The 25,662-nt window shown below is 59.4% G+C and carries 24 protein-coding genes; 13 read left to right on the top strand and 11 right to left on the bottom strand.

The features are described from left to right. Window positions 1-8 precede the first annotated feature (8 nt). Entirely contained in the window at window positions 9-512 is a 504-nt protein-coding gene (locus tag ACN0SO_RS09025; protein ID WP_417676750.1) for a GatB/YqeY domain-containing protein, read from the bottom strand. Between the two features lie 241 nt (window positions 513-753). Here ACN0SO_RS09025 and carA point away from each other — a divergent pair, with 241 nt between their 5' ends. Beyond that, entirely contained in the window at window positions 754-1,938 is a 1,185-nt protein-coding gene (gene carA / locus ACN0SO_RS09020; protein ID WP_417676748.1) for a glutamine-hydrolyzing carbamoyl-phosphate synthase small subunit, read from the top strand. Between the two features lie 143 nt (window positions 1,939-2,081). Here carA and ACN0SO_RS09015 read toward each other — a convergent pair whose 3' ends face one another. After that, on the bottom strand, window positions 2,082-2,525 hold the full coding sequence (locus tag ACN0SO_RS09015) for a MerR family transcriptional regulator (RefSeq protein WP_417676746.1): 444 nt from the start codon (window positions 2,523-2,525) through the stop codon (window positions 2,082-2,084). A 935-nt stretch (window positions 2,526-3,460) separates the two neighbouring features. Here ACN0SO_RS09015 and ACN0SO_RS09010 point away from each other — a divergent pair. From ACN0SO_RS09010 to greA, 3 genes are all read left to right on the top strand, one after another. Continuing rightward, window positions 3,461-3,736: a helix-turn-helix domain-containing protein gene (locus ACN0SO_RS09010; RefSeq protein ID WP_417676744.1), complete on the top strand. Its 276-nt coding sequence runs from the start codon at window positions 3,461-3,463 to the stop codon at window positions 3,734-3,736. Between the two features lie 169 nt (window positions 3,737-3,905). Then, a complete protein-coding gene (gene carB, locus ACN0SO_RS09005) occupies window positions 3,906-7,268 on the top strand; it encodes a carbamoyl-phosphate synthase large subunit (protein WP_417676742.1) in 3,363 nt (1,120 codons plus the stop codon). Between the two features lie 191 nt (window positions 7,269-7,459). Continuing rightward, window positions 7,460-7,933: a transcription elongation factor GreA gene (greA, locus tag ACN0SO_RS09000; RefSeq protein ID WP_417676740.1), complete on the top strand. Its 474-nt coding sequence runs from the start codon at window positions 7,460-7,462 to the stop codon at window positions 7,931-7,933. Window positions 7,934-8,033: 100 nt separating this feature from the next. On the opposite strand, the gene ACN0SO_RS08995 is transcribed toward greA, so the two are convergent. The 3 genes from ACN0SO_RS08995 to ACN0SO_RS08985 all read right to left on the bottom strand — a co-directional run bounded on the left by ACN0SO_RS08995 (window position 8,034) and on the right by ACN0SO_RS08985 (window position 10,898). Continuing rightward, a complete protein-coding gene (locus tag ACN0SO_RS08995; protein ID WP_417676738.1) occupies window positions 8,034-8,384 on the bottom strand; it encodes a VOC family protein in 351 nt (116 codons plus the stop codon). 28 nt (window positions 8,385-8,412) lie between these two features. Beyond that, window positions 8,413-10,179: a putative bifunctional diguanylate cyclase/phosphodiesterase gene (locus tag ACN0SO_RS08990; RefSeq protein ID WP_417676736.1), complete on the bottom strand. Its 1,767-nt coding sequence runs from the start codon at window positions 10,177-10,179 to the stop codon at window positions 8,413-8,415. 248 nt (window positions 10,180-10,427) lie between these two features. Then, window positions 10,428-10,898: an Lrp/AsnC family transcriptional regulator gene (locus ACN0SO_RS08985; protein WP_417676734.1), complete on the bottom strand. Its 471-nt coding sequence runs from the start codon at window positions 10,896-10,898 to the stop codon at window positions 10,428-10,430. Between the two features lie 158 nt (window positions 10,899-11,056). On the opposite strand from ACN0SO_RS08985, the gene ACN0SO_RS08980 reads away from it, so the two are divergent. The 3 genes from ACN0SO_RS08980 to ACN0SO_RS08970 all read left to right on the top strand — a co-directional run bounded on the left by ACN0SO_RS08980 (window position 11,057) and on the right by ACN0SO_RS08970 (window position 14,049). Next, a complete protein-coding gene (locus ACN0SO_RS08980; RefSeq protein ID WP_417676732.1) occupies window positions 11,057-12,064 on the top strand; it encodes a mitochondrial fission ELM1 family protein in 1,008 nt (335 codons plus the stop codon). A gap of 77 nt (window positions 12,065-12,141) precedes the next feature. Further along, a complete protein-coding gene (trxB, locus tag ACN0SO_RS08975; RefSeq protein ID WP_417676730.1) occupies window positions 12,142-13,107 on the top strand; it encodes a thioredoxin-disulfide reductase in 966 nt (321 codons plus the stop codon). A 45-nt stretch (window positions 13,108-13,152) separates the two neighbouring features. Next, window positions 13,153-14,049 carry a LysR family transcriptional regulator gene (locus ACN0SO_RS08970; RefSeq protein WP_417676728.1) on the top strand — a complete coding sequence of 299 codons (897 nt, stop codon included), beginning with the start codon at window positions 13,153-13,155 and terminating at the stop codon, window positions 14,047-14,049. 630 nt (window positions 14,050-14,679) lie between these two features. Here the strand turns inward: ACN0SO_RS08970 and msrP are convergent. Then, window positions 14,680-15,642, bottom strand: coding sequence for a protein-methionine-sulfoxide reductase catalytic subunit MsrP (msrP, locus tag ACN0SO_RS08965; RefSeq protein WP_417676726.1), 963 nt, complete (start codon window positions 15,640-15,642; stop codon window positions 14,680-14,682). A gap of 177 nt (window positions 15,643-15,819) precedes the next feature. Further along, on the bottom strand, window positions 15,820-17,919 hold the full coding sequence (locus ACN0SO_RS08960; protein ID WP_417676724.1) for an elongation factor G: 2,100 nt from the start codon (window positions 17,917-17,919) through the stop codon (window positions 15,820-15,822). A 301-nt stretch (window positions 17,920-18,220) separates the two neighbouring features. Between ACN0SO_RS08960 and ACN0SO_RS08955 the strand changes: the two genes are divergently transcribed. Further along, window positions 18,221-18,517 (top strand): hypothetical protein, encoded by a 297-nt coding sequence (locus ACN0SO_RS08955; protein ID WP_417676722.1) that lies wholly within the window; start codon window positions 18,221-18,223, stop codon window positions 18,515-18,517. Between the two features lie 108 nt (window positions 18,518-18,625). Here ACN0SO_RS08955 and ACN0SO_RS08950 read toward each other — a convergent pair whose 3' ends face one another. From ACN0SO_RS08950 to ACN0SO_RS08940, 3 genes are all read right to left on the bottom strand, one after another. Then, window positions 18,626-19,108: a DUF992 domain-containing protein gene (locus ACN0SO_RS08950; RefSeq protein ID WP_417676720.1), complete on the bottom strand. Its 483-nt coding sequence runs from the start codon at window positions 19,106-19,108 to the stop codon at window positions 18,626-18,628. 213 nt (window positions 19,109-19,321) lie between these two features. Then, window positions 19,322-20,521: a pyridoxal phosphate-dependent aminotransferase gene (locus ACN0SO_RS08945; protein ID WP_417676718.1), complete on the bottom strand. Its 1,200-nt coding sequence runs from the start codon at window positions 20,519-20,521 to the stop codon at window positions 19,322-19,324. Window positions 20,522-20,640: 119 nt separating this feature from the next. Beyond that, window positions 20,641-21,768: a hypothetical protein gene (locus ACN0SO_RS08940; protein WP_417676716.1), complete on the bottom strand. Its 1,128-nt coding sequence runs from the start codon at window positions 21,766-21,768 to the stop codon at window positions 20,641-20,643. 247 nt (window positions 21,769-22,015) lie between these two features. Between ACN0SO_RS08940 and ACN0SO_RS08935 the strand changes: the two genes are divergently transcribed. The 5 genes from ACN0SO_RS08935 (at window position 22,016) to ACN0SO_RS08915 (ending at window position 24,708) form a co-directional block, all read left to right on the top strand. Then, window positions 22,016-22,315, top strand: coding sequence for a hypothetical protein (locus ACN0SO_RS08935; RefSeq protein WP_417676714.1), 300 nt, complete (start codon window positions 22,016-22,018; stop codon window positions 22,313-22,315). After that, window positions 22,312-22,488, top strand: a complete 177-nt coding sequence (locus tag ACN0SO_RS08930; RefSeq protein ID WP_417676712.1) for a hypothetical protein — start codon at window positions 22,312-22,314, stop codon at window positions 22,486-22,488. The genes ACN0SO_RS08935 and ACN0SO_RS08930 overlap by 4 nt, the downstream gene beginning before the upstream one ends. Before the next feature lie 543 nt (window positions 22,489-23,031). Further along, the gene (locus ACN0SO_RS08925; protein WP_417676710.1) at window positions 23,032-23,442 is read left to right on the top strand and encodes a DUF3775 domain-containing protein; all 411 of its coding nucleotides are present in this window, start codon (window positions 23,032-23,034) and stop codon (window positions 23,440-23,442) included. Between the two features lie 144 nt (window positions 23,443-23,586). Beyond that, complete coding sequence (locus tag ACN0SO_RS08920) at window positions 23,587-23,712, top strand: hypothetical protein (RefSeq protein ID WP_417676708.1); 126 nt, start codon at window positions 23,587-23,589, stop codon at window positions 23,710-23,712. A 33-nt stretch (window positions 23,713-23,745) separates the two neighbouring features. Then, window positions 23,746-24,708: a heparan-alpha-glucosaminide N-acetyltransferase gene (locus tag ACN0SO_RS08915; protein WP_417676706.1), complete on the top strand. Its 963-nt coding sequence runs from the start codon at window positions 23,746-23,748 to the stop codon at window positions 24,706-24,708. Here ACN0SO_RS08915 and ACN0SO_RS08910 read toward each other — a convergent pair. After that, window positions 24,698-25,630 carry a phosphotransferase gene (locus ACN0SO_RS08910; RefSeq protein ID WP_417676704.1) on the bottom strand — a complete coding sequence of 311 codons (933 nt, stop codon included), beginning with the start codon at window positions 25,628-25,630 and terminating at the stop codon, window positions 24,698-24,700. The two genes, ACN0SO_RS08915 and ACN0SO_RS08910, sit on opposite strands and share 11 nt — an antisense overlap. Window positions 25,631-25,662: the final 32 nt, after the last annotated feature.

The following is a 25,662-nucleotide window of genomic DNA, read 5'->3' as shown; positions in this document are numbered from 1 at the left end:
TCAGGCCATTACACGCCCTCGCCGGCCTTTCGAGGCGGCGTATCCACCTCTTTCGGCCCGTCGGAGCGCAGCAGGTCCTTGACCACGCAGGACGCCTGGACGAAATCCATTTTCCCCGGATAACGCGCCTTCAGCTCCGACATGCATCGGCCGATATCGCGCAGACCATGGGCACTGATATCGCGCACGGTTTCTTCGCAGATCGAGCGGATTTCCGCCTCGTCCAGCTTCTTCGGCAGGAATTCCCGGATGATTTCCCCCTCTACGCGTTCCTGCTCGGCCAAGTCCAGCTGTCCGCTTTCCTCGAATTCCTGGGCAGACACCTCGCGCTGACGAACCATCTTCTCCAGAATATCGATGACTTCGTTATCGCTGACCCCGTCCCGGCCGCTCTCGCGCGCCGCGGCATCCCGGTCCTTCAAGGCTGTCTGAACCAGACGCAAGGTGGCGATACGGCGCTTTTCGCCCGCCTCCTGTGCCTGCTTGAGTGCGATGTTTATTTTCTCGCGCATGTTTTTTCACTGCCCCCGCGGCTACCGCGAACTTTAGTGCGCCCAAGTCCGCCTTCAACCCATATCAAAGCAAGTTATTGAAAGATATAGCCTTTTTTTCACAGGATCTCTGTTGACGATCGAGATGGCTTCCCCTAGAGTCCCGCGCTTAATGCAGATGGCAATCTGACGGGCTCATGCCCGCGCGCTCACGCCCTTCCTGCAGCGCATGATGTCACCAACAACACCTGGAACGCAAGACATGACGACTGCAGACGCATGGTCCATAAAGCCGGCGACAGCCCTACTCGTACTTGCCGATGGCAGCGTGATCGAGGGTGAAGGCCTTGGCGCAACCGGCGACGCCGTTGGAGAAATCTGTTTCAATACGGCGATGACCGGCTATGAAGAGATCCTGACCGACCCCTCCTACGCCGGCCAGATCATCACCTTCACCTTTCCCCATATCGGCAACGTCGGCACCAACGAAGAAGACATCGAAACCGTCAACATGGCGGCCGACAGCGGCATTCGCGGCTGTGTGCTGAACGCCGGCGTGACCGATCCGTCCAACTATCGCGCCTCCCGGCGCCTGGACCAGTGGCTCAAGTCCCGCGGCATCATCGGCATCAGCGGTATCGACACCCGGGCCCTGACAGCGCTGATCCGTGAAAAGGGCGTACCGAACGCGGTGATCGCCCATTCGCCGGACGGCAAGTTCGATATCGAGGCCCTGAAGAAGAAAGCCGCGGAGTGGCCGGGCCTGGAAGGCATGGACCTCGCCAAGGACGTCTCCACGACGCAGACCCATCACTGGGATGAAACCACCTGGAAGTGGGACACCGGATACGGCAAGGCCGGCACGCCCGAATTCAGGGTCGTCGCCCTCGATTTCGGTATCAAGCGCAATATCCTCAGGCTTTTGACCGAGGCCGGCTGCGATGTCACCGTGTTGCCGGCAACGGCAACGGCCGAAGACGTCCTTGCCTATCAGCCGGATGGGGTCTTCCTGTCCAACGGGCCTGGAGATCCGGCGGCGACCGGCGAATATGCGACGTCGACCATCAAGGCGCTGGTCGAGCGCGGCATTCCCGTATTCGGAATTTGCTTGGGCCATCAGATGCTGGCGCTGGCGCTCGGCGGCAAGACCGTGAAGATGCATCAGGGGCACCATGGCGCCAACCATCCGGTCCACGACCATACGACCGGCAAGGTGGAAATCACCTCCATGAACCATGGCTTCGCCGTCGATGCCGAGAGCCTTCCGGACACGGTGGAAGAGACCCATGTCTCCCTGTTCGACGGCTCCAACTGCGGCATCCGCTTGAAGGGCAAGCCGGTGTTCTCGGTACAGTATCACCCGGAAGCCTCACCGGGGCCGCGCGACAGCCATTATCTTTTCAAGCGTTTCACCGATTTCATGCGGGAAACGAAACAGGCCGCATGACCGGCGGGAGAGCCTGGCGATAACCGGCATGGTTCGAGAAGTCTGAAACAATGAAGGCCCGGATGCGTCCGGGCCTTCATTTATTCAGAAAGAAGCAGCTGTTCGCGCCTGCGCCGGAGGAAGCAGGCAAGGCACGAGTGCCGTCAGTTCCCCGCCACCAGCTTGTTCAATGCCGCAAGCACATTGTCGACTTCGGTAACCTGCTCATCCAGAAGCGTCTTTTGCTCGTGCAGCATTTCCTGCTGCGCCTGGCAGATGCCCTGCAGTTCGCGATACTGGTCGGCTTTTGGCGTTTCGCTTTCCACGAGCTTGATCACCCGACGGATTTCCGCCAGCGTCAAACCGATCTTCTTTGCCTGCAGGATAACCCGCATACGGCCGACATCACGCGAGCCATAGAAACGGCGCGCACCCCGCCTGACGGGGTGCAGGAGGCCTTTTTCTTCATAAAACCGGAGTGTTCGGAGGGTTACGCCGAACAGTTCCGACATTTCCGAAATCGCGAGAACCTCGTTTTCGGTCGCAGCATCGTCAACCGGCCCCGCTATATCCGGAATGGCGACTATGTTCATAGCTATGTTGTTCATCAAACTTGCCCGATAGTTTCTCATTTTTATTCACGGCTGGTGACTATTCGGCATCCAAATGATACGGCCCACCTCCGTATTCATCGGATCCCACACGCCGAATACCCGCAATCGCTGCAATCCCTGTCGCAATACATGACGGACAGGAACGGAAGCGGTCGAACTCCAAACCGCGTAAGCTTTCACATAACTCTCTTACACTATTTTCGAACAGATAATCCACGTCATTTTCAAGAAATTGGCGCGAATTGCCAAAAAATAGAATTTTTTTTAATAAGGGAGATGTTTTCACAACACATAAACTGCAACTTATGATCTTTATGCAAATTTTACAGAGAAACATAGCCTTGCAGGCGCTTTATTATATTAATTATCGATAATATTTACATGGAATATACGTGCCAAAATAAAACCAGCGTAAAATCAAACTTCCGGCCTGAAAACAAGGCCACCTCCTCTTCCTTCGTATAAAAATAAACAATGCCCTCTGTAAAAACGCCGATATTCCTGAGTGATATATTCTGCTTTATTTTATGTGTTAACAATTCCCTCCTGAATAATCCGAGCCTGAATAATTTGCGATGCAACCATTGGGTTGGTCAACGCACCTTCAGAAAATAATGCAGGAAAACGACACTGAAAGCCCAAACATCCAAATATCGGACGATTTGCCCGGGAGGGCCTTCGCCTTTGCAATTGTGGCACAAAGTGCACTTCCGCATTGACAGTCCGAACCGTTCGAGATTTTTCTGTTTTCGAACGAAGCTTATGTAGCGCTTCATTATTTTGTCGGTTAATGAGTTTCCGGCCCCGTTTCCCCTGTCATTCGGGGTCATGGAAGCCGGAATGGCTCTAACCGCTGAACACGAGAAACTTCGGACATCTTGCCCGCAACTGCTCGGATATTTGCTCGACCGGCAAGCACGATAGAAGACATGGCCGATACAAAAAATTCAAATGGCGCCCCTGTAATGAGCCCCGACCAGTTCCGTGAATGGCGGCGGTCGCTTGGACTGAAGCAGAAGGAAGCCGCCGAACAGCTGGGGCTCAAGAAGCGGATGATCCAGTATTACGAAAAAGGCAACCGGGATGGACGGCCGGTCGAAATTCCGAAGTCGATTCGCCTTGCCTGTTATGCCCTGTCGGAAGGAATCGGCGATTTTGACGGCAATAATGTCCTGCCGCCCAACGAGGCCCCGGCCAAGAATTGACGTTTTGCGCGTCCACGCGCTGTGAAAACGGAATTTAGCCCCCGCGCGGGGTTTCCACGCCTCACAGTTTTCCCTATAAGACGCGCTCAGCCAACATTGACACTCATAATGGAACGAGCCGAACCGGTGGGCCGCAATGCCTGCACGGAAACGGCCGATGCGAGCCCCGATGCCAAAACGTACTGACATCTCCTCCATTCTCATCATAGGCGCGGGTCCGATCGTGATCGGCCAGGCCTGCGAATTCGACTATTCCGGAACGCAGGCCTGCAAGGCCCTTCGAGAAGAGGGCTACCGCATCATCCTGGTGAATTCGAACCCGGCGACGATCATGACCGATCCGGACCTGGCAGATGCGACCTACATCGAGCCGATCACGCCGGAAATCGTCGCCAAGATCATCGAGAAAGAGCGCCCCGACGCCCTGCTGCCGACCATGGGCGGCCAGACCGCGCTCAACTGCGCGCTCGACCTGGAGCGGATGGGTGTTCTTGACGAGTTCGGCGTCGAAATGATCGGCGCACGGGCCGACGTCATCGAGAAGGCCGAGGACCGCGAGAAATTCCGCGCGGCCATGGATGTCATCGGCCTGGAGAACCCGCGCGCTGCCATCGCCGCATCTCCGGAAATCCGGAACGAAAAGGGCAAGATCGTCGGTTACGACCGCGCAACCGGCGTCATGGAAGCCATGAAGGCACTTGACGACATCGGCTTGCCGGCGATTATCCGCCCGGCCTTTACGCTCGGCGGCACCGGCGGCGGGGTTGCCTACAATCGCGAGGAATTCGAGACCATCGTCCGCTCGGGCATCGATGCTTCGCCGGTCGGCCAGGTGCTGATCGACGAGAGCCTGCTCGGCTGGAAGGAATACGAGATGGAAGTCGTCCGCGACAAGGCGGACAACTGCATCATCATCTGTTCCATCGAAAACGTCGATCCGATGGGTGTTCACACCGGCGACTCGATCACGGTCGCCCCGGCATTGACGCTCACCGACAAGGAATACCAGATCATGCGCGACGCCTCGATCGCGGTGCTGCGCGAGATCGGCGTGGAAACCGGCGGTTCGAACGTGCAGTTCGCGGTCAATCCGGACACCGGCCGCCTCGTCGTGATCGAGATGAACCCGCGCGTATCGCGCTCCTCCGCACTCGCCTCCAAGGCGACCGGCTTCCCGATCGCCAAGATCGCAGCCAAGCTTGCCATCGGCTACACCCTGGATGAGCTGGAAAACGACATCACCGGCGGCGCCACCCCCGCCTCCTTCGAACCGACCATCGATTATGTGGTCACGAAGATCCCGCGCTTTGCGTTCGAAAAGTTCCCCGGCTCCGTGCCGGTGCTGACGACGGCGATGAAATCCGTCGGCGAAGTCATGGCGATCGGCCGCACCTTCGCCGAAAGCCTGCAGAAGGCCCTGCGTGGCCTGGAAACCGGGCTGACCGGACTGGACGAAACCGAGATCCCGGGCCTCGATCAGGGCGACGACAAGAACGCCATCCGGGCCGCGATCTCCGTTCCGACACCAACGCGCCTGCTGAATGTAGCCCAGGCCATGCGTCTCGGCATGAGCCTGGAGGATATCCATCAGGCCAGCTCCATCGACCCCTGGTTCCTGGACCAGATCGCCGCCATCGTCGAAATGGAACACAAGGTGCGAACCCACGGCCTGCCGCAAAGCACCCGGATGCTGCGCAAGCTGAAGTCCATGGGCTTTTCCGATGCCCGGCTGGCGTCCCTTGCCGGCAAGGACGAAGCCGACATCGCGAAGCTGCGCGCGGAGCTTGACGTCCATCCGGTCTACAAGCGCATCGACACCTGCGCGGCCGAGTTCGCCTCTCCCACCGCTTACATGTACTCCACCTACGAGACGCCTTTCATGGGCAACCCCGCCTGCGAGGCGGCCCCGACCGACCGGAAGAAGGTCGTCATCCTGGGCGGCGGACCGAACCGGATCGGCCAGGGGATCGAATTCGATTACTGCTGCTGCCACGCCGCCTTCGCCCTGGAGGACGCCGGGTTCGAGACCATCATGATCAACTGCAACCCGGAAACGGTCTCCACCGACTACGACACCTCCGACCGGCTTTACTTCGAGCCGCTGACCGCCGAGGACGTTCTGGAGATCATCCGCAAGGAGCAGAAAAACGGAACGCTTCACGGCGTCATCGTCCAGTTCGGCGGCCAGACGCCGCTGAAGCTCGCGCAAGCGCTGATGAAGGCCGATGTGCCGATCCTCGGCACCTCTCCGGACATGATCGACCTCGCGGAGGACCGGGACCGGTTCCAGAAGCTTCTGGTCAAGCTCGGCTTGAAGCAGCCGGAAAACGGCATTGCCTATTCCGTCGAACAGGGCCGTTTGATCGCAGGCAGGCTCGGCCTGCCGCTGGTCGTGCGCCCGTCGTATGTTCTGGGCGGCCGGGCCATGCAGATCATTCGCGACGAGGAAGCCCTCAATTCCTATCTGCTTGGGACCCTGCCCGAACTCGTCCCCGGCGACATCCGGGCAAAATATCCGAACGACAAGACAGGGCAGATCAACACCCTGCTCGGCACCAACCCGCTGCTGTTCGATCGTTACCTGGACAGGGCGGTCGAGGTGGACGTGGACGCGCTTTGCGACGGCAAGGATGTCTTCGTCTGCGGCATCATGGAACATATCGAGGAAGCCGGCATCCATTCCGGCGACAGCGCCTGCTCCCTGCCGCCCTACAATCTGTCGAAGGACATCATTGCGGAACTGAAGCGCCAGACCACGGCGCTGGCCTTGGCCCTGGAAGTCGGCGGTCTGATGAACGTGCAATACGCCATCAAGGACGGCGAAATCTACGTTCTGGAGGTTAATCCGCGCGCCTCGCGCACCGTGCCCTTCGTCGCCAAGACCATCGGCGATCCGGTCGCCAAGATTGCAAGCCGCGTCATGGCAGGCGAAAGCCTGGCCTCCTTCGGACTTGTGGAAAAGGAACTGAAGCACGTCGCCGTCAAGGAAGCCGTCTTCCCCTTCACCCGCTTCCCCGGCGTCGACACGGTTCTCGGACCGGAAATGCGCTCAACCGGCGAGGTCATGGGCCTGAACGGCGCCTTTTCCACCGCATTTGCCAAGTCGCAGATCGCCTGCGGTACCGGCGTGCCGGAAAAAGGAACGGTCTTCGTCTCCATGCGCGATCAGGACAAGGCCGGCGTGGTCGAGGCCGTTCGCATGCTGGAACAGGCGGGTTTCTCCATCATAGCCACCGGCGGTACCCAGACCTTCCTGCAGAACGAGGGTATTTCCTGCAAGAAAATCAACAAGGTTCTGGAAGGCCGCCCGCACATCGTCGACGCCATCAAGAACGGCGAAGTGCAACTCGTCTTCAACACGACGGAAGGCGCCCAGGCCCTTCTCGACAGCCGTTCGATGCGCCAGGCGGCACTGATGAACAAGGTGCCGTACTACACCACGCTTGCAGGCTCGGTTGCGGCTGCCAAGGGCATCGTCGCCTACAAGAAAGGCAACCTCGAAGTGAGACCTTTGCAATCTTACTTCGCTTGAGGCTATTATCCGGCCCGCCCTTCTCGCACTCCCCTTGCCCTGCGTCGCTCGACTCAGAACACCAGGGCAACGGGAGTGCGAGAAATGTGGGCTAGCCCCCCGGCCGGGAAAGCGTTCCTTTCCCGGCTGGGTTTCTTTTTATGATACGAGGTCCTGAAAAGGGGACCCGGTAAGCTGAAGGTCTGTGACCAATGGAAAAAGTTCCGATGACCTCCGCCGGTTACGCGATGCTGGAACAGGAATTGAAGCAGCGCACGTCGGTCGAGCGCCCGCGTATCGTGGACGCGATCGCAGAAGCGCGCGCGCATGGCGATCTGTCGGAAAACGCCGAGTATCACGCCGCCAAGGAAGCACAGAGCCACAATGAAGGCCGGATCACCGAGCTGGAGGACAAGCTCTCCCGTGCGGAAGTGATCGACGTGACCAAACTGTCCGGCGATGTGGTCAAGTTCGGCGCCACGGTGTCCCTCATCGACGAGGACACCGAGGAAGAGAAGAAATACATGATCGTCGGAGACGTGGAATCCGACGTGAAGCAGAACAAGATTTCCATCTCTTCGCCGATCGCCCGCGCCCTTATCGGCAAGACCATCGGCGACAGCGTCGAAGTGTCCGCCCCCGGTGGTGCGCGTTCCTACGAGATTGTCGACGTTCGATTCATCTGATCCGGACCCCGCCCTGCGGCCCCGGATCAGTTCCTCCAACAAATCGTATCGAGGGCACCGCGTGGCGCGTTGCAACGACGCCTGCGCGGGCGCCTGACGATTATTGGTGCTGGAGGATGTTGACGACGCGGCCAAACGGGTCGCGGACGAAAAACCGCCTGACGCCCCACGGTTCGTCCGCCGGCCCGTAGAGGACCTGAAAACCGCGGTCACGGGCCCGCTCCAGGACCTCATCCAGATTGTCGACTTCAATGGAAAGGTCGGGGACTTCGGTTCCGGATCCTCCTTCGCTCGCAATGCTGAGCTGAGGCATTGCCGATCCGGTATCGGCATATGTCACGATCCATCCGTGGTCCATGACAATGGACATGCCCAGGACCTCGCCGTAAAAGCGGGCAGCCGCCCCAGTGTCCGGGGAGGCGATATTGGTAACGACGCGTTTGACAGTCATTGAACCTCTTTTCTGGAGACGGGAACCGTCAGACCGACACCTGCCGGGATCGACCGTGAATGCCAGGCAGACCAACGGCCTGGGTCTCCCTGTCGTCGGACGCCGCGGCCTGACTGGCGACCGCCACCGGCAGTTGGCGCCCGCCGGATTTCAGGAGCCTTTCAAAATCCGGACCGCTGATCGGGCGGCTCCAGTTATAGCCCTGACCGAGATTGAAGCCGATTTGCTGAATGATCTCTGCTTCCTCTACAGATTCCACCCCTTCGGCGACCGATACCAGCCCGAATTCGCGTGCGAGCATAACCATCGCCCGCAGCACCGCCTGGTTCTCCGGCTTGCCGGCCGAACCTGAGACGAAGCTCCGATCCACCTTGATCGTGTCGACCGGATATCTGGTCAGACTGTTCAAGGACGCATATCCGGTTCCGAAATCGTCCAGACCGATCGTGACCCCCAGGTCCCTGAGATAACCCAGAACCTCGATGAAATTGTCCGAAGAATCGAGAATTGTGTTTTCGGTCAGTTCCAGTTCCAGTGACGCGGCGCCCAGACCGGTATCGGCAAGGGCCCAGGTCACATCGTTGACGAGCGACTTCGAATAGGTCTGTCTCGGAAACAGATTGACCGCGACTTTCAGCGGCCTGCCCACCAGCGACTGCCATTTTCGCGCCTGGGCACAGGCCTGAAACAGGACCCAGCGGCCAATGCCGATCGACATGTCACTTCCGCTGATCAGATCGATGAAACTGTCAGGAGTCAGCAGGCCGCGTTTCGGATGTTGCCACCGCAACAGCGCCTCCGCGCCCACGACCCGGCCGCTACGGATGTCGATCTGGGGCTGGAAGTGGAGTTCGAACTGTTCCTGTTCCAACGCCGCCTTCAGCTCCGGGATAAGCGCGAAACGCTCTTCGACCGCTGCCCGCAAATCGGGCGTGAACCTGGAAACCCGTCCGCGGATGATCTTGGCTTCATAAAGCGCCAGATCGGCATTGCTCATCAGCTCATCGGGAGTAATCCCGTTCTCAGGTGCATGCACGACGCCTGCGCTGCACCCGATCGTGATTTCATGGGCGTCGATGAAAACCGGCTTTCGCACGTTCCAGATCGCCGTCTCGACGAATGCGAAAGCATTTTGGGGGTCGGCGCAGGTCGGCAGGATCAGTGCGAATTCGTCCCCGCCGATCCGGTAAAGCCGCATTTTTTCATGCATGACCTCGCGCAGCCGATCGCAAAATGCCACGAGCAACTTGTCGCCGACGGAATGTCCCAGCGTGTCGTTGACGTCCTTGAAATGGTCGAGATCGAACAGGGCGATACACACGCCATTCACACGGGCATCGATCCCGGACATGGCTTCCGCCAGGTCCTCATTGAAGGCCCGCCGGTTCAAGGCGCCTGTAACCGGATCAAAATAGGCGGATTGTCTGATTTCTTCCGCCAGCCTCACGTGCTCAGAAACATCCCGGGCAAAACAGATGATATCGCCACTGTCGTTCAGCTTGCTCAAGGAGATATCGAGCGGGATTTCCGAGCCATCCTTGCGCCTGCCGTAGATCCTCTGCACCGATCCCATGGGTCGGGATACCGGATTCTGCGCATAGGTTTCCCTTAGCTTCGCATGACCCGCGAACCGCTCGGGAACAAGGATTTCGATTTTCCGGCCAATCAGGTCTTCGCGCGTATATCCGAAAATCTGTTCCAGCGCGCCGTTAAACGTCCGAATGGTACCGGTGCGGTCGCAAATAATGACCCCATCCGGAATATCATCAATGGAAATCTGCAGCGTCGTCCCCACTCCGCCCCCTTGCAAAAGACCTTGATACCGGGGTCCGTCTCGCCGACCGGCATCGAATCTCGTCTTTTACGAGTAAGTTGATCTACGTAGACAAACATGTAGAGGGCAGTGTTAATGCGTAGTAAACTCACAACGGATTTGACACGGAAAGGCGAAAAAACGTCTAAATTGACCCACAATCAAGAATTAATATAATACATATAATATATTACAAATGAAAATGACGCTGCGTTACTTAGTGACAGCCATCAGTCTTCGATTGGAACAATCGGTTCATCTTTGGTTCGACGAATGGTCAGGGCGGTACGGACGCTCGCCACATTTGCCGCAGCCGTCAATTCGCTGATGACAAAATTCTGGAAGCTCTGCAGATCCGGCGCAACGCATTTCAAAAGAAAATCGACTTCTCCGGAAAGCATGTAGCTTTCGCGCACCACGTCCCAGGCCTGAACCGTTTTCTCAAATGCGATCAGATCGGCCTCTTTCTGGCTGTGCAGACCGACCATGGCGAAGGCCGTCACGTCAAAGCCCAGTTGCTTTTCATCCAGAAGCGTCCGATAGCCGCGGATCAGCCCGGCCTCTTCCAGCGCGCGGACACGGCGCAGGCACGGAGGGGCGGATATCCCGACCCTGCGGGCGAGCTCGACATTCGTCATACGCCCGTCTTCCTGCAGCTCCTTCAGGATGTGCCAGTCGATTGCATCAAGCCGCGCTTTCACTCTTGTTCTCCCGAGCCGCATTGCCTTTTCCGGCGAGCCCGGATACGGCCTTGATCTGGAAAATCGAATACCATTCCGCGGAGAATCCTGCGGGACGATCCACCATTGCCGGATTATGATTTTTTGCGCATTTGTGCAAGACTATAACAAAATTGCGCATGATTCAGAAACATCACAACAGGAATTCCGTGCACAGGACGCTATCGCCAAAAAGTTGTTGGGTCCTGACAGACGGCAAGGCAGGGGACGAAGCCCAATGCATCGGCGTCGCAGAAGCACTCGGGACCGGCTACGAGATCCGAAAGGTAGCCCCCCGCCCTCCGTTTTCCTGGATCATGCCGTGGGGACCGATCGATCCGCGTGAGAGGGAAAGCCGTCCCGGCAGTCCGATCGCCCCGCCCTTTCCGGATATTGCCATCGCATCGGGGCGGCGTGCCGTTGCCTATCTGAGACGGATCAAGAAGGCATCCGATGGCCGAACCTTTACCGTGTTCCTGAAAGACCCGCGGACCGGGTCGAAAACGGCCGACCTGATCTGGGTGCCTGAGCATGACAGTCTGCGCGGTGCGAACGTGCTGGCCACACCGACCGCGCCGCACCGGTTTTCAAGCCAGGTTCTGGCGAACCTTCGGGCAAAGCCGCACCCGCAAATCGATTCCCTTGCCCATCCGCGTGTCGCCGTCCTCATCGGCGGCGACAGCCGTCATCACACCTTTACGGAACGCGACATTGCAAGTCTAAGCGCAGGACTGGCGCAGCTGATGAACGAAGGCGGCGCATCCTTGATGATCACGGCATCCCGCAGGACACCGGAGCCACTCAAGAAACGGCTGGAACAACTTGCCGCATCTCGGAACTGCCTCCTGTGGGATGGCAGCGGCGAAAATCCGCTTGCCGACTATCTGGCGAAAGCGGATGCCATTGTCACGACAGCCGATTCGACCAACATGATCGGCGAAGCGGCAGCCACCGGAAAACCGGTTCATGTCTTCACACCGCATGGCGATCACCCGAAAATTGTCCGCTTTCTGGGGACTTTGACCTCACTTGGGATCATTCACCCCTTTCCGGGACCGCTAAAAAACACTACCTACGAGCCGCTGGACAGTACGCCGATGATCGCCAGCGAAATCCTGAAGAGATTCGCAAGGCATCGGACGCGCTGACAGGAAATTACCGGGTCCGGCCGTTCCGACGACGGCGCCCGCGACAGGCAAGGCGAACGAGACGAGGCACTTCACCCATGACCACCGAGCATTCAAAGCTTTTCATCATCGGCTCGGGACCTGCCGGCTATACCGCGGCGATTTACGGAGCCCGCGCCATGATGGAACCGACGCTCGTTGCCGGCATCCAGCCGGGCGGCCAGCTCACCATCACCACCGATGTGGAAAACTACCCGGGCTTCGCCGACCCGATCCAGGGGCCCTGGCTGATGGAACAGATGCAGAAGCAGGCCGAAAACGTCGGCACGAAGATCGTCTACGACACGATCCTCAAGGTCGATCTGTCGAAGCGCCCCTTCCGTATGGAAGGCGACAGCGGCACCATCTACACCGCCGATGCACTGGTCATTGCCACTGGCGCCCAGGCGCGCTGGCTCGGCCTGCCGTCGGAAGAGGACTTCATGGGCGCCGGCGTCTCCGCCTGCGCTACCTGTGACGGCTTCTTCTACCGCAACAAGGAAGTGGTGGTCGTCGGCGGCGGCAATACGGCGGTCGAGGAAGCGCTTTATCTGGCAAACCTTGCGTCGAAAGTCACCCTTGTGCATCGCCGGGACAGCCTGCGCGCGGAACGCATCCTGCAGGATCGCCTGCTGAAGCACCCGAAGATCGAAGTGATCTGGGACCATGCAGTCGACGAGATCCTGGGCGGCGGCATTCCCAAGGCGGTCAACGGCGTGCGCCTGAAAAACACCAAAACCGGTGAAACCCGGGAAATTCCGACCGACGGTGTCTTCATCGCCATCGGCCATGCACCGTCGGTGGAGCTGTTCAAGGGCCAGTTGCCCCTCAAGCCCAACGGGTATCTGGAAACCGCGCCCGACAGCACGAAGACGGCGATCCCGGGCGTCTTTGCCGCCGGCGACGTGACCGACGACATCTATCGCCAGGCCGTGACCGCAGCCGGTATGGGCTGCATGGCGGCGCTTGAAGCGGAACGCTTTCTGGCAGAACATGAAGTCTCCGCACCTGAACCGGCGGAATAAGACGACAGCGACGATTGATCCGCTAAGCCAGCAGGGGCGCGTGACATGGATTGGGACAAACTGCGCATCTTCCATGCCGCCGCCCAGGCCGGCAGCTTCACCCATGCCGGCGAGGTGCTCAATCTGAGCCAGTCGGCCGTGAGCCGGCAGGTCAGCTCGCTGGAGCAGGATCTCGGCGTGCCCCTGTTTCACCGGCATGCGCGCGGCCTTTTGCTGACCGAACAAGGCGAACTGCTCTACCGCACAGCGGCCGATGTCCTGATGAAACTGGAATCGGTCCAGAGCCGCCTTTCCGACAGCAAGGACAAACCGTCGGGCATTCTCAAAGTTACGACGACCGTCGGGCTGGGCTCCACCTGGCTGACGTCCCGTATCAACGACTTCATCAACCTCTATCCGGATGTCGAACTGCAGCTGATTTTCGACGACGACGAGCTGGACCTGGGTATGCGCGAGGCGGATGTGGCAATCCGGCTGCGACTGCCAACCCAACCGGACCTCATTCAGCGCAAGCTTTTCACCGTGCATTTCCACGTATACGCGGCACCGAGCTATCTAAAACGCTTCGGAACCCCGATCAGCATTGGCGAACTGGACAAGCACCGCATCGTCACCTTCGGCGAACAGGCGCCAGCCTATCTGCGCGACATGAACTGGCTCGACACTGCCGGGCGAACTCCATCTGATCCGCGGCGTTCGGTCTTGCAGGTCAACAACCTCGTAGCCATCAAACGCGCCGTGCAGGCCGGTGTCGGCATTGCCATCCTGCCCGATTACATCATCGAGAAGGATAGCGGTCTGGTACAGGTCCTGACCGAACTGGAAGACAAGGTGCCTTCTTTCGACACCTATTTCGTCTACCCGTCGGAACTCAAGAATACGGCACGGGTAAAGGTTTTCCGCGATTTCCTGGTCGCCAATGCCGAGACCTGGGTCTACTGACAGCGCCAGATTGCCTATATAGCAGACACGCCTAATTTGACCGCAAATTAAGCAGGGCACGCGGATTCGCATTCCGAAATCACCAAAAGCCGCGAAAAATACATCAGCAAAAACGCTTTTTTGCACAAAAAATCAAAATTTTATATATTTAATTCAACAACTTATCAAAGCCATTCGCTTTTCGCATAGCAGACCTGCGCACCTGCCTCTTGTTTCACCAGCTTGTGCACTGCATATAAGCATCACTGTTGGTCAGTTGGCGCGGCTAGTTCCTCCCAGCAGCGCCTTATCTGCCAGCTGTTCCCCTCTGGAAGGTGATTCCACTGCTAAATGCGGTGAAATCAAATCTAAACTGCCGGGTCTTTGACCCGGCATTTTTTTTGCGCCGCACGCTTGGAAAGCGGACGCACCCTCCCCCAAATCAGTCTTCCCATGACAGCTTGTCGCAGCCTCTGGCGCGACGCATCAGGCATCCCCATATCGAGGAAGACGGACTGAAACGGTCCGTCGTCCCCTCCCCGAGATCCGCTCTCCCCCGGCGGATCTTCATAAACTTAGGGCCGGACGCCAAAAGCGCCGGCCCTGTTTTCTTTTCGGCCCCATTCAGCGGCCCAATCCGGCCGTTTTCTCTTACATGAACAGCGGTTCGTCCTGCAGGTTCTTGTAGAGATAGGCAACCTGCTCTTCGTAACCGTTGTAAAGCAGCGTATCGCGGCGTTCGTCGGTCCCGAGCACCCGTTCGCTCGCCTGGCTCCAGCGCGGATGCGGCACTTCCGGATTCACATTCGCCCAGAAACCGTATTCGGAGGCCTGGATTTCCTCCCAGAAACTTACCGGGCGCTCGTTGGTGAAGGAAATGCGCACGATCGACTTGATCGACTTGAAACCGTATTTCCAGGGCAACGCCAACCGCAGCGGCGCGCCGAACTGTTTGGCGAGCGGCTTCCCGTAGACACCGGTGACCATGAAGGTCAGTTCGTTGGTCGCCTCTTCCATCGTCAGGCCCTCTACATAGGGCCAGGGATACCAGCTCTGTTTCTGGCCGGAAGCGACATCGGGATTCTTGAACGTTTCGAAGCGGACATACCTGGCCCCCGATTTCGGTCCGGCCAGCTTGACCAGTTCGGAGAGCTGGAAACCGGACCAGGGCACGGCCATCGACCAGGCCTCGACGCATCTGTGCCGGTAAAGCCGCTCTTCCAGCGGCATCTTCGCCAGCAGGTCGTCGATATCGATCGTCTGCGGATTGTCGATCATACCGTCGAGCACCACGCTCCATGGCCGGATCGGCAGGCTCTGAGCCGCGCGCGCGATCTGCTTGTGCGACCCGAACTCATAAAAATTGTTGTAGACGGAGGTGACGGATTCAGGCGTCACGTCGCGATCCAGCGTGAAGGCCTCGTTGCGTGGAACCGGATAGAGCTTCGCGCTCGGATCGTCCTCGGCAAAGGCGGGACGAGCGAAACCGCCGGCTCCCAGAGCCAGTCCACTTGCCCCCAGGCCGGCAAGAAACCGCCGCCGGTTCCAGAAGACGTCCTCCGGCGTTGCCGCGCTTTCCGGTATTTCCCAGGACCGCTTGTGAATGATGTTCATGGCGTCTCACTCCTTATCTGGCCTCAGAAGATCCGTAAATCGGCGATCAAAGGCAAATAACGCCCGAGTTACCTCTGGCGGAAAAGCCGTGACCGCTCATTCCAAAGTCGGCAAGGGCGACCCGTTTAAAAAAACCTGCGCCGGAGCGCACCGGCGCAGGGTGCCTCTCGACGTTTCTCAGGCAGCCTGTTGCGCGGCCCGGCGCAGCGCATCGTCGGCGGCCTTGCCGGTCAGTTCCGCCATGTGGTCGAAGTCTGCCGTGTAGCTTGCCACCCCTGCGGTTGCCGACCGGAGTTCGACGATCAGATCGCCGATTTCGGCCTGCGGCATCAGTGCATTGACTTCGTCCCAACCGTCCCAGCCCGGACGGGCATCGAACCCGAGCAACTGGCCGCGGCGGGCCGAAACGATCGCGTTTATCTTGGCCGTGGCTTCGCTCGGACAGACTATGACGACCTTCATGATCGGCTCCAGCAACACCGGCTTGCACTCCGGCAATCCTTCTCGGATCCCAAGGATCCCCGCCATTTTGAAGGCCTGGTCTGAACTGTCGACCGAATGATAGGATCCGTCGGTGAGGCATACGCCGACATCCACCACAGGAAAGCCGAGCGGTCCGGCCTGAAGAGCTTCCATGACGCCGTCTTTCACCGAGGGTATATACTGTTTCGGCACCACACCCCCGGTAATCGTATCGGTGAACTGGATGCCTTCGCCGCGCGGCAAAGGCCTGATATCCAGAACCACATCGCCGAACTGGCCGTGTCCGCCGGACTGTTTCTTGTGCCGGCCGCGGACCTTCGTGCTTGCCCGGATCGTTTCCTGATAGGGGACATGGGGCGCGGACGTATCGATGCTGAGCCCGTATTTGCCGGAAAGCCGTTCCTTGGCCACCCGGAGATGCATCTCGCCCTGGCCGCCGAGCATGGTTTCGCTGCTCGCCTGGCTCTGGTGCAGGCGAAGGGACGGATCCTCCTCGATCAGCTTGCCCAGGGCCGAAGACAGACGCACTTCGTCCTGGCGCCTGGATGCTGCAACGGAAATCGACAACACCGGCTGGGGTAGACGGAGCGCGGCCGGACCTGCTCTGTTTCCCGCTTCATGCACCAGCCGTTCGCCGGTTTGCACCTCCTCCAGCCGGCCGAGGCCGACGAGGTCGCCCGTTTCAGCAGTCGCTCGCTTGACCGCCTGCTGACCGAAAATCGTGAACACCCCGGACACCTTCACTTCGCTGCCGTCGGCCCGGTAGAGCATGTCGCCGTCGCTTACCTGTCCGCCGAGAATCCGGCCGACGGAAAGCTTGCCGCCATGAAGCGTGTGCAGCGTCTTGACCACCTGAACAGCGGCCCCGCTGCCGTCCATCGCAAGACGGTCGCGCGTGACCGTCACATCAGGCGTCTCGTGGCGAAGCGCCTTCAGAAGGCGCCCGACGCCGTTGCCGTGTTCCGCCGAGCCGAAGAAGACCGGACAGATCAGACCTTCCTTGAGTTCACGGACCAGATCGGCAAAAACGAGATCCGGATCCGGCGCAATATCCTCCAGCAGTGCTTCCATCAGATCGTCGTCATGATCTGCCAGCGTCTCCAGCATGGTGTAGCGGGCTTCCAGTTCCCGGGCTTTGTCCGCATCCGACATGTCGACCAGGGTGCTTTCTTCCTGTTCGTGGTAGACATGGGCCCGCTCCAGGGCGAGATCGATGAAGCCCTTGGCCTCGCCGCCCTCCCAGATCGGGATCTGCCGCAGAACCAGCGGCACGGAGGACGCCGGCTGGAGGACCTGCAGCACATCGCGCACCCGCCGGCTGCTCTTGTCGATCTTGTTCAAAAACAAAACCCGCGGCACGGCGCGGGCTTCCAGGCTTTTCAGGATCAATTGCAAGGCAGGTACCTTGCGCTCGTCGTCCTCCGCAACGACCACGGCCAGATCAACACCGTCGAGAATTCCCTCCATCTCCGACAGGAACTCGACGGACCCCGGACAATCGATGAAATTGTAACGGTCGCCCAGAAACTCCGTCTCCGCGAAATTCGCTTCCACGCTCATGCCATGAGCCCGCGCTTCCGGAGATCCGTCGCCGACCGTATTGCCGCCCGCGACCGTTCCCTGGCGCGCGACCGCCCCCGTGCGCGCCAGAAGCGCTTCAAGAAGACTGGTCTTGCCACTGCCGAACGGCCCGACCAGCGCGATGCATCGCGTGCCCGAACCCGATCTGGAACCGGAATTATCTGCCGTTTCGCGGGCCCCGCCGTTCTGCCCGCCCTTACTGCCTTGCGCCATGAAGTGCCTCCCGTTGGTTCTGGGGTTGAAACCCACACCAGCGCCGACAAGGCCACACATGAACTCGGTTCGCTCAGGCTGGACGCGGCCCGCCGCGCCTCGCCCCGCCAATGGGGGCGGTCAGGTATGGTCGCGCCGATTGAACCGATAACGCAAGGGAAACATATGCGGCAGCGCAGCATGGAAAGAGAGCGGACGACGTCCCATATTGGATGAGAACGCCTCCGCAATGATTCGATCGATGCTGCCAAGCAGCGAAGCGTTCAGGGAAAATGCCTGCCACGAAACCGGGACGCCCATCATGACGAAACAGGTTTTTCAGTCCGCCCTGTTGGCCACCATCTTTCTGCTCGGCCTGCCTCTTTGCGGGTATGCCCAGACGCAGCAGTTGCGCGGGATCCCCAACGACCCCAGGTCGAGCCTCCCCTCGGTCAAGGGCATGCTGCAAAGACAGCAGGACCAGCAGATCGGCACCTTTTCCACCCGGCAGTCCATCGAACAAAGCGAACGGCGGCAAAATGTGGACCGGATGAACGAGAACAACAGGGGTTGCACATCTTCCACCGGCGCGGACTGCCTGCCTCCTCGGCCGAAGTAGGTTTTTCGTGCCGGCTTGCCGCTCCGGCCCGGCAGAATCAAAAGAGCCGGCAGAACAAAAAAGGGCCGGCAAACGCCGGCCCCTCCTGAAACGGTCCCTCGTGATGGATCAGTTGATCAGCTTGAGCGTGAGCTTGCTCACGCCCAGCGTGATATTGGTGCCGGTTTCGCCCTGGATGCTGAGCGGGTTCAGGGCGATCGACTTGTCGAACCCGCCGACCAGCGCATTTGCCTCCAGACCGGCGCCGAGGGTTACACCTGCGGTGACCCCGCCATAGGTGCCTTCCAGCGCCCCGGGTTGCATGTCCGCGCTCGGAGCAAGCACGCCCCAGACCAGCGTGGCGTTATCGACGTCTCCGATATCGATTCCGTAATCCTTGATGGAACCGGTGTAATACTGCACGGCACCGCCTGTGGCAGGCTGGTAATTACAGCCGAGGGTCGCCGTCGAGCCGACAATGAAGTTGGTCTTTTCCGTCACGGCGCAAGTCAACTTACCGACCTGGAGACCAGGCGCATCCTTTGCCAGAACAGGGGTCGCCGATGCGACCGCGGCGATGAGGGAAAGGGCTATCGTTGTCAAACGTTTCATTCTCAACTCCTATGCTACCTGACCGTAACGCGTACGGACGGCATTTGGTTCCCAACCCCGGCACGCCGGCTGCGCCCGGCAATAGCCTGCGACACTCACACACCAATCCTATGGCCCAATTGTGTTGATCTGAAAAAATCGGACTCGACCAACCCGTCAGGCAATAAAAAAGGGCGGATCGCTCCGCCCTTTCATATCGATGGGAGACCTGTCTTACTTCAGGTTTCCGCAGAAGCGCTGGATGCGCGTGCAGGCTTCCGTCAGCGCCTCGTTGGAGGTCGCGTAGGAGATGCGGAAGTTCGGACCGAGACCGAAGGCCGAGCCGTGAACGACCGCGACGCCCTCGGCTTCCAGAAGCTCGGTGACGAAGTCCTCATCCGTTTCGATCACCTTGCCGGATGGGGCGGTCTTGCCGATGGTGCCCGCGCAGGACGGGAACACGTAGAAGGCGCCTTCGGGAACCGGGCAGTGAATGCCATTTGCCTGGTTCAGCATCGAGACGACCAGATCGCGCCGGCCCTTGAAGATTTCGTTGTTCACCGGAATGAAGTCCTGGCTGCCGTTCAGGGCCTCGACCGCAGCCCACTGCGAAATCGTGCAGGGGTTGGAGGTCGACTGGGACTGGATCTTGGCGATCGCCTTGATCAGGTCGGCCGGACCGCCGGCATAACCGATGCGCCAGCCGGTCATGGCATAGGCCTTGGACACCCCGTTGACCGTCAGCGTGCGCTCGTAAAGCGCGGGCTCGATCTGGGCCGGCGTGGTGAACTTGAAATCGTCGTAGACCAGATGCTCGTACATGTCGTCGGTCATCATCCAGACATGCGGGTGCTTCATCAGCACGTCCGTCAGGCCCTTCAGCTCGGCTTCCGTGTAGGCGGCACCCGACGGGTTGGACGGCGAGTTGAAGATGATCCACTTGGTACGCGGCGAAATCGCCGCATCGAGTGCCTCCGGCGTGATCTTGAAGGTCGACTTGTCGGCCTCCACGATCACCGGCGTGCCGCCGGCCAGAAGCACCATGTCCGGATAGCTCACCCAGTAGGGGGTCGGAATGATGACCTCGTCACCCGGATTGAGGGTCGCCATCAGGGCATTGTAGAGCACCTGCTTGCCGCCGGTGCCGACCGTGATCTGGTCCGGGGTGTAGGTCAGGCCGTTTTCCCGCTTGAACTTGGCGCAGATCGCAGCCTTCAGTTCGGGGATACCGTCCACCTTGGTGTACTTGGTCTTGCCCTCGTTAATCGCCTTGATCGCGGCCGCCTTGATATTGTCCGGGGTATCGAAATCCGGCTCACCGGCACCAAGGCCGATGACGTCCATACCCGCGGCTTTCAGTTCAGCTGCCTTGTTGGTGACTGCAATGGTCGCGGATGGTTTAACTCGCGCCAGCGCGTCGGCGATAAAGCCCATAATGCCCTCCATGGGAAACGGGAAGTTTCAAGCGCGGCGGAACGTAGTCCTCTGCAACGCAACACGCAAGACAAAGCCTCGCTTTTCAGCGCAAAAAAGACGCTATTGGTGAGAGCGTATCAGGAACGGGCTTCGAGAATCAGCTTCGGCGTACGATCCGCATCGACAAGGGTCGCCTTCAGGCGCTTTTTCTTGGACTGGCCGTTCAAGCTGTTGACCACCACCGACTGGGGCACGTCGACGTTCTTCTGCGCCGCTTCCAGAAGGGTGACGTAACTCTTGGGATGCAGAAGCGTTTCCGTGATCGGCTGCTGATCGATCGATTCCTGCGTCAGGTGATAGGCCTTGTGCGCAGACTTGTTCGCCGCAACGATCATGCGGTTCTTGGTGTTGACCACGATGATCGGCGCACCGCAGATGTCGAAGACCTGTGCATAATCAACGTCTCCGGCGGCATGGCCTGCTGAAAACAGAACACCGCCCACACTGCTGCCGAACCGGAAGTACATGGCATCGTAGGTCAGTTCCACGTTGTCCGACGACGCAAGCAGGAACTTTGCCCGGCCGGTCGCACTTTGCCGGCGCGCCAGCGCGGTCAGCGCCAGCGACACGATGGACCGGCCGACCCTTTTCTGGATATGGGCGATGTTGCGGCCCAGGATCAGCTTGGCATCGGGGATCTGAAAACTTTGCAGGAAACCGGCGCTGGCAAAGCGGACATAGCCGAAATTATCCACCAGGAGCACGATCCGGTTCGAACTCGCGACGAAGTGCTGCAGGATCGGGGCAAGGCCCAGAACGATATTGCCCGGATTGGCATCGTCCTCGCCGAGTGAAGGAAAACAGATGGCAAGCAGCCGGCCGCCTTCCAGTTCATAGCGATAGGCCATGAGCGGAACGCCCGGAATGCGGTGGTCCGCGCCGCCGCCGACGTCATAGGGCCCGGCCTTGCCTTCCCTGATCGCGCCCTGAACCAGACGCAGGATGGTCTTGCGGTCCTCCGGAGTGAGCAGGCGCAGGGCCTGAGCGGATTGCGCTTCCTGAAGATCCTTGATCTCGCTGTTGAAGCTTTGCGACCCGCTCTCATTCCACAGGATGGTCTTGCGGCTGATATCGGCAATGAAAAACTGCAACCCGGCCAGATGAAGGGCAGGACCCAGCGTGTCCTTTTCATCTTCGGAGATTTTCCCGGTATCAGAGACCGCGGTCTCCTCCGCTTCCCGACGTTGCGCTACTTGTGTACTCATTCGCGTGCCTGGCCGATCTTTTCGGCAATACATGGGTTGAAAAGTATGATCGGGCTTAAAAGCAAAAAAGTTATGAAGACGATTCAGACAATCCCGCGCATCTGACCGATCTTGCACCTTTTCCACCGCGGGAAATCACGACCACAATCCGGTCACGAAATGACACCGGAAGCGCCCAAAATCGGTCGGCAACCCGGCCCAATCCGCAGCCATTGTCTTCGTGTCGAAGCCAACGGAGGATTGAGCGATGATCCGCAGACTTAACCGTGAAACCGATTTCCAGGATGAAGCCGAAGACAACCGTGTTCTGTTAAAGGTCGCAGCCTTGTCGACATCCGCGCTCTTGGCGCTGGTGGCCGGCATCGCCTTTCCGCAAAACAACCTGCTTCTTTTGCTGAGCGCCGCCTTCATCGCCATGTTCGCGGCGACCCTCTTCCTCGCCGGACGGCTCGGAGCGGAACTGGCAGGCATCAATGGCGGCAGCGCCGACCTGGATCCTGCTCTGGTCAAGGTCAGTGTAACGGCTTCCCGGAGCGACAAGAAGTGATCCGGGCCAAACTCAAGAAGGCATCGACCAATCCGGGATTGCATGAGGTGCGGCCGTTGCTCATTGCCATTACGATCGGACTTGTCCTGGCCTTGACCCTGACGGTCGCCGCAGCCTGGCGCCCCGATCAGACCATCGCATCGCAAGCGGCAGACGACGCATATTCAAGATGAAGGCGTCCTGAAAAGAATAATGAAGATCGTTTCGGCAGATCGCTCAGGACCGCGCCCGGTGAAACCAAGCTGGGAGCCAACGACAACCACCAGATCGCTGTCGTTGGCCCCCGAGTGCCCGGTCCGCCCCCGGTAATCAGGTTTCTCTGCCCTTTTTGGATCCGTTTTCGCCTTCGCCTCATCCGCTTGTTCCCAATGCAGACGGCAACAAGGTTTCTTCCGGATCGCCTTTCTTGAAATAAATGGTAATCGGCAGCCTTGCGTCCGGGCAAGAAATTTCGCCGGGAAAGCGCTACATAAATGATTCCGCGAGATAACCGGCTGAATTCCGGGGATAACTCCAGCTTTCCCTTGATTCGAGCCCAGAGCGGGTACAGCCGGAACGAGGTACTCGATCGGCGTAATTCCGGCGATCGAAACAGCGGATTGTCCGCCGGGCCCCGACGCCCTCTTGCGTGCAGGCCAATAGGATCGACGTACAAAATCATTGCGAAGCAGCGTGACCCGAACCATAAAGAAATCAAAAGCAATTGGGAGCCTGCCATGGACGTCAATTTGACCCTGTCCGCGGACACAATCCGCCTTCTGGCCCAGAAGGCCCGTGCCGTTTCGTCCGCCCTCGAAGACACCTTCGAAGACGGTCATGAAGGGGACATCGAGTTTGACGAGGAAACCCTGTCGGACACCCATAGCCATGACGGCCTTGCGGAAGAGGAAAACGACGACCTCTCCGACGAAGAGCTGCGCGAACTGATCGACGATCTCAATGTCGATGAAGCCGCCGAGCTGGTTGCCATTGCCTGGATCGGCCGCGGCGATTTCGACGCGGAAGATTTCGAACAGGCCGTGGAAGAGGCCCGCGAACGCGCTGTCGGACCGACAGCCGCTTACCTGATCGGCATGCCGCTTCTGCCGGATTATCTGGAAAACGGCCTCGACGCGCTTGATCTCTGACCGGCGGTTTTCCACTGGTACAGCGCTTTCCCGGAAGGTTCTTTTGGAAAACCCGGTTTACTGTTCATTTACCAACTTCACGAAACTTCTTTGGTCCTGCAGGCTGTCATTCAGCGACAATCAGGAGCAAGGAGCTTTCAGGCAATGTTCCAGGACCATTCGGAAAGTGACACCTTCACCGTTCACAAACCGTCTCCGTGGCCCCTTGTCGGCGGTATCGTCGCACTGGCGGCGGTGGTCTGTTCCATGCTGCTTGCCTTCGGAAGCTAGATCCGGCTCTACCATCGCCTCACGGCGCAGCCTATGAGCAGGTCGCGCATCCCGGTGATCGATGCCCTGCGAGGGTTCGCGATCCTGGCGATGATCGCCTATCATCTGTCCTGGGATCTTTCCTGGTTCGGCTTCGTCGACTGGCCGGTCTCTGAAGGGCCGGGCTGGCGGATTTTCTCCGGCGCGATCGCCGGCTCCTTTCTGTTCCTGGCCGGTGCCGGCCTCGTCCTGGCCCACGGCCAAGGCATCCGCTGGAAGGCCTTCTGGAAACGGGAGGCCGTCATCGTTGCCGCGGCGCTTGGCGTTTCCGCGGCCACCTATTTCGCCTTTTCCGGCATCTTCGTAAGATTCGGTATCCTTCATTCGATCGCGGCCGGCAGCCTGATCGCCCTGCCGTTCGTGCGCCTGCCGGCCCTGTTTGCCTATGCCGCGGCGGTTGCCGTTTACACGTTACCCCAATGGGCAAGCAGCCCGGTCTTCGACGGCGACCTCTATTTATGGACAGGACTGGGGACACCGGCTTCCGGTTCTGTCGATTATGTTCCGCTGGCGCCTTGGGCAGCCGCCGTACTGCTCGGGGTCGCAGTCTTCAAGACGCCTGGAATGCCTGCTCTTCTCGAAGCGCTTCGTTCCCTGCGCCTGGCCTCATGGCCGGGCCGCCTGATCCGCTTTTGCGGCCGCAGGTCGCTGGCTATCTATCTGCTGCACCAGCCGATGCTTTACGGACTGGTTTGGTCGCTGGCCGCTGCAGGCCTCGCCCCCGATCGGATCGCGCTTGGCTTTCAGGAGAGCTGCGTCGAGCGTTGCGTCCTGACCGGCGGATCTGAAGCGCAATGCAAAGCCATCTGCGCCTGCACCTTGAACACCTTGAAGGAAGACGGTCTCTGGGAGCCGCTGCTGACCAACCCGGAAGATCCGGCGCTGCTGCAGGACATGAACAACCACTACAACGCCTGCAGCTTCCCCGCCGACAGCATCCAAACGCCTAACCGCTGAGTTTCGAATAGGTGCCCAGCGCCCGTTCCAGTCTGGCCCGGGCGAAAGCTTCGAAGTCGGTGGAGTTGTTGCCTTTCGTTGCCTGACCGAGTGCCCAAAGCATGGAAACCGCGTCACAGCGGATCTTCATCTTGAGGATCTCCCGATGCAGGTCGGTCATCGCGTTTCTGTTCTGCGCATAAGCCGCCAGGAAATCCCGCTCTTCACCCGCGTCGAATTCATGCTCCAGGATCGCATAGGCGAGATCCCAGGCGGGGACGGCCATGGCCGAATACTCCCAGTCGATCAGGACCGGGCCGTCAGCTCCGAAAAGGACGTTTCCGGGGGACAGGTCGCCATGGCTCGGCACAGGCGCACCGAAACCCGCCGCAGACCCGAGCCGCTCCAGCACGTCGGCCAACGGATTGAAAGAGGCAAGAAGGGCGGGACGACCTTCCAGATTTACGCGCTGCTCGACAATCAGCCTGTCCGGGTCGAGCACGCCCCGAAACCTGAACGGTGCCGAATGCAGATCGGCAACGAGCCGGCCCAGCGCGGCCGGCCTGACCGATTGCGGCGACGTTCCATGCCCGATCGCACGGGTGAGCAAAATACCGGAGCCCGGATCAAGAATGACCGCCGGCGGCGCAAGCCCGTGTTCGCAGGCAAGCAGAAGATTATGGGCTTCCGCGTCCCGGTCGATCAGCCCGGCATTTTCCGCCCGAGGCAGCCGGAGCACGAAATCGCCGTCCGGTGTCGTAACCCGATAGACCCGGTTCGTCAGACCGTTCAACCGGGAAACGGACTGCACCGTACCGACGGCCTGCCGCAGGTCCGGATACTGTCGCAGCGCGGCAGATACGACCGCTTGCGCACCCTCCTCGTAACCCGATGCAGGAAAAGTCGAATCCGAGGCTGGCGGACGGGATCTCTTTTGTGGCACTAATTACTCAACTTTTCTCTTCGAGCCTGTTC

The organism is Roseibium sp. (genome assembly GCF_048260565.1).
Classification (GTDB): Bacteria; Pseudomonadota; Alphaproteobacteria; order Rhizobiales; family Stappiaceae; genus Roseibium.
This window is presented reverse-complemented; position numbering and strand designations above follow the sequence as displayed.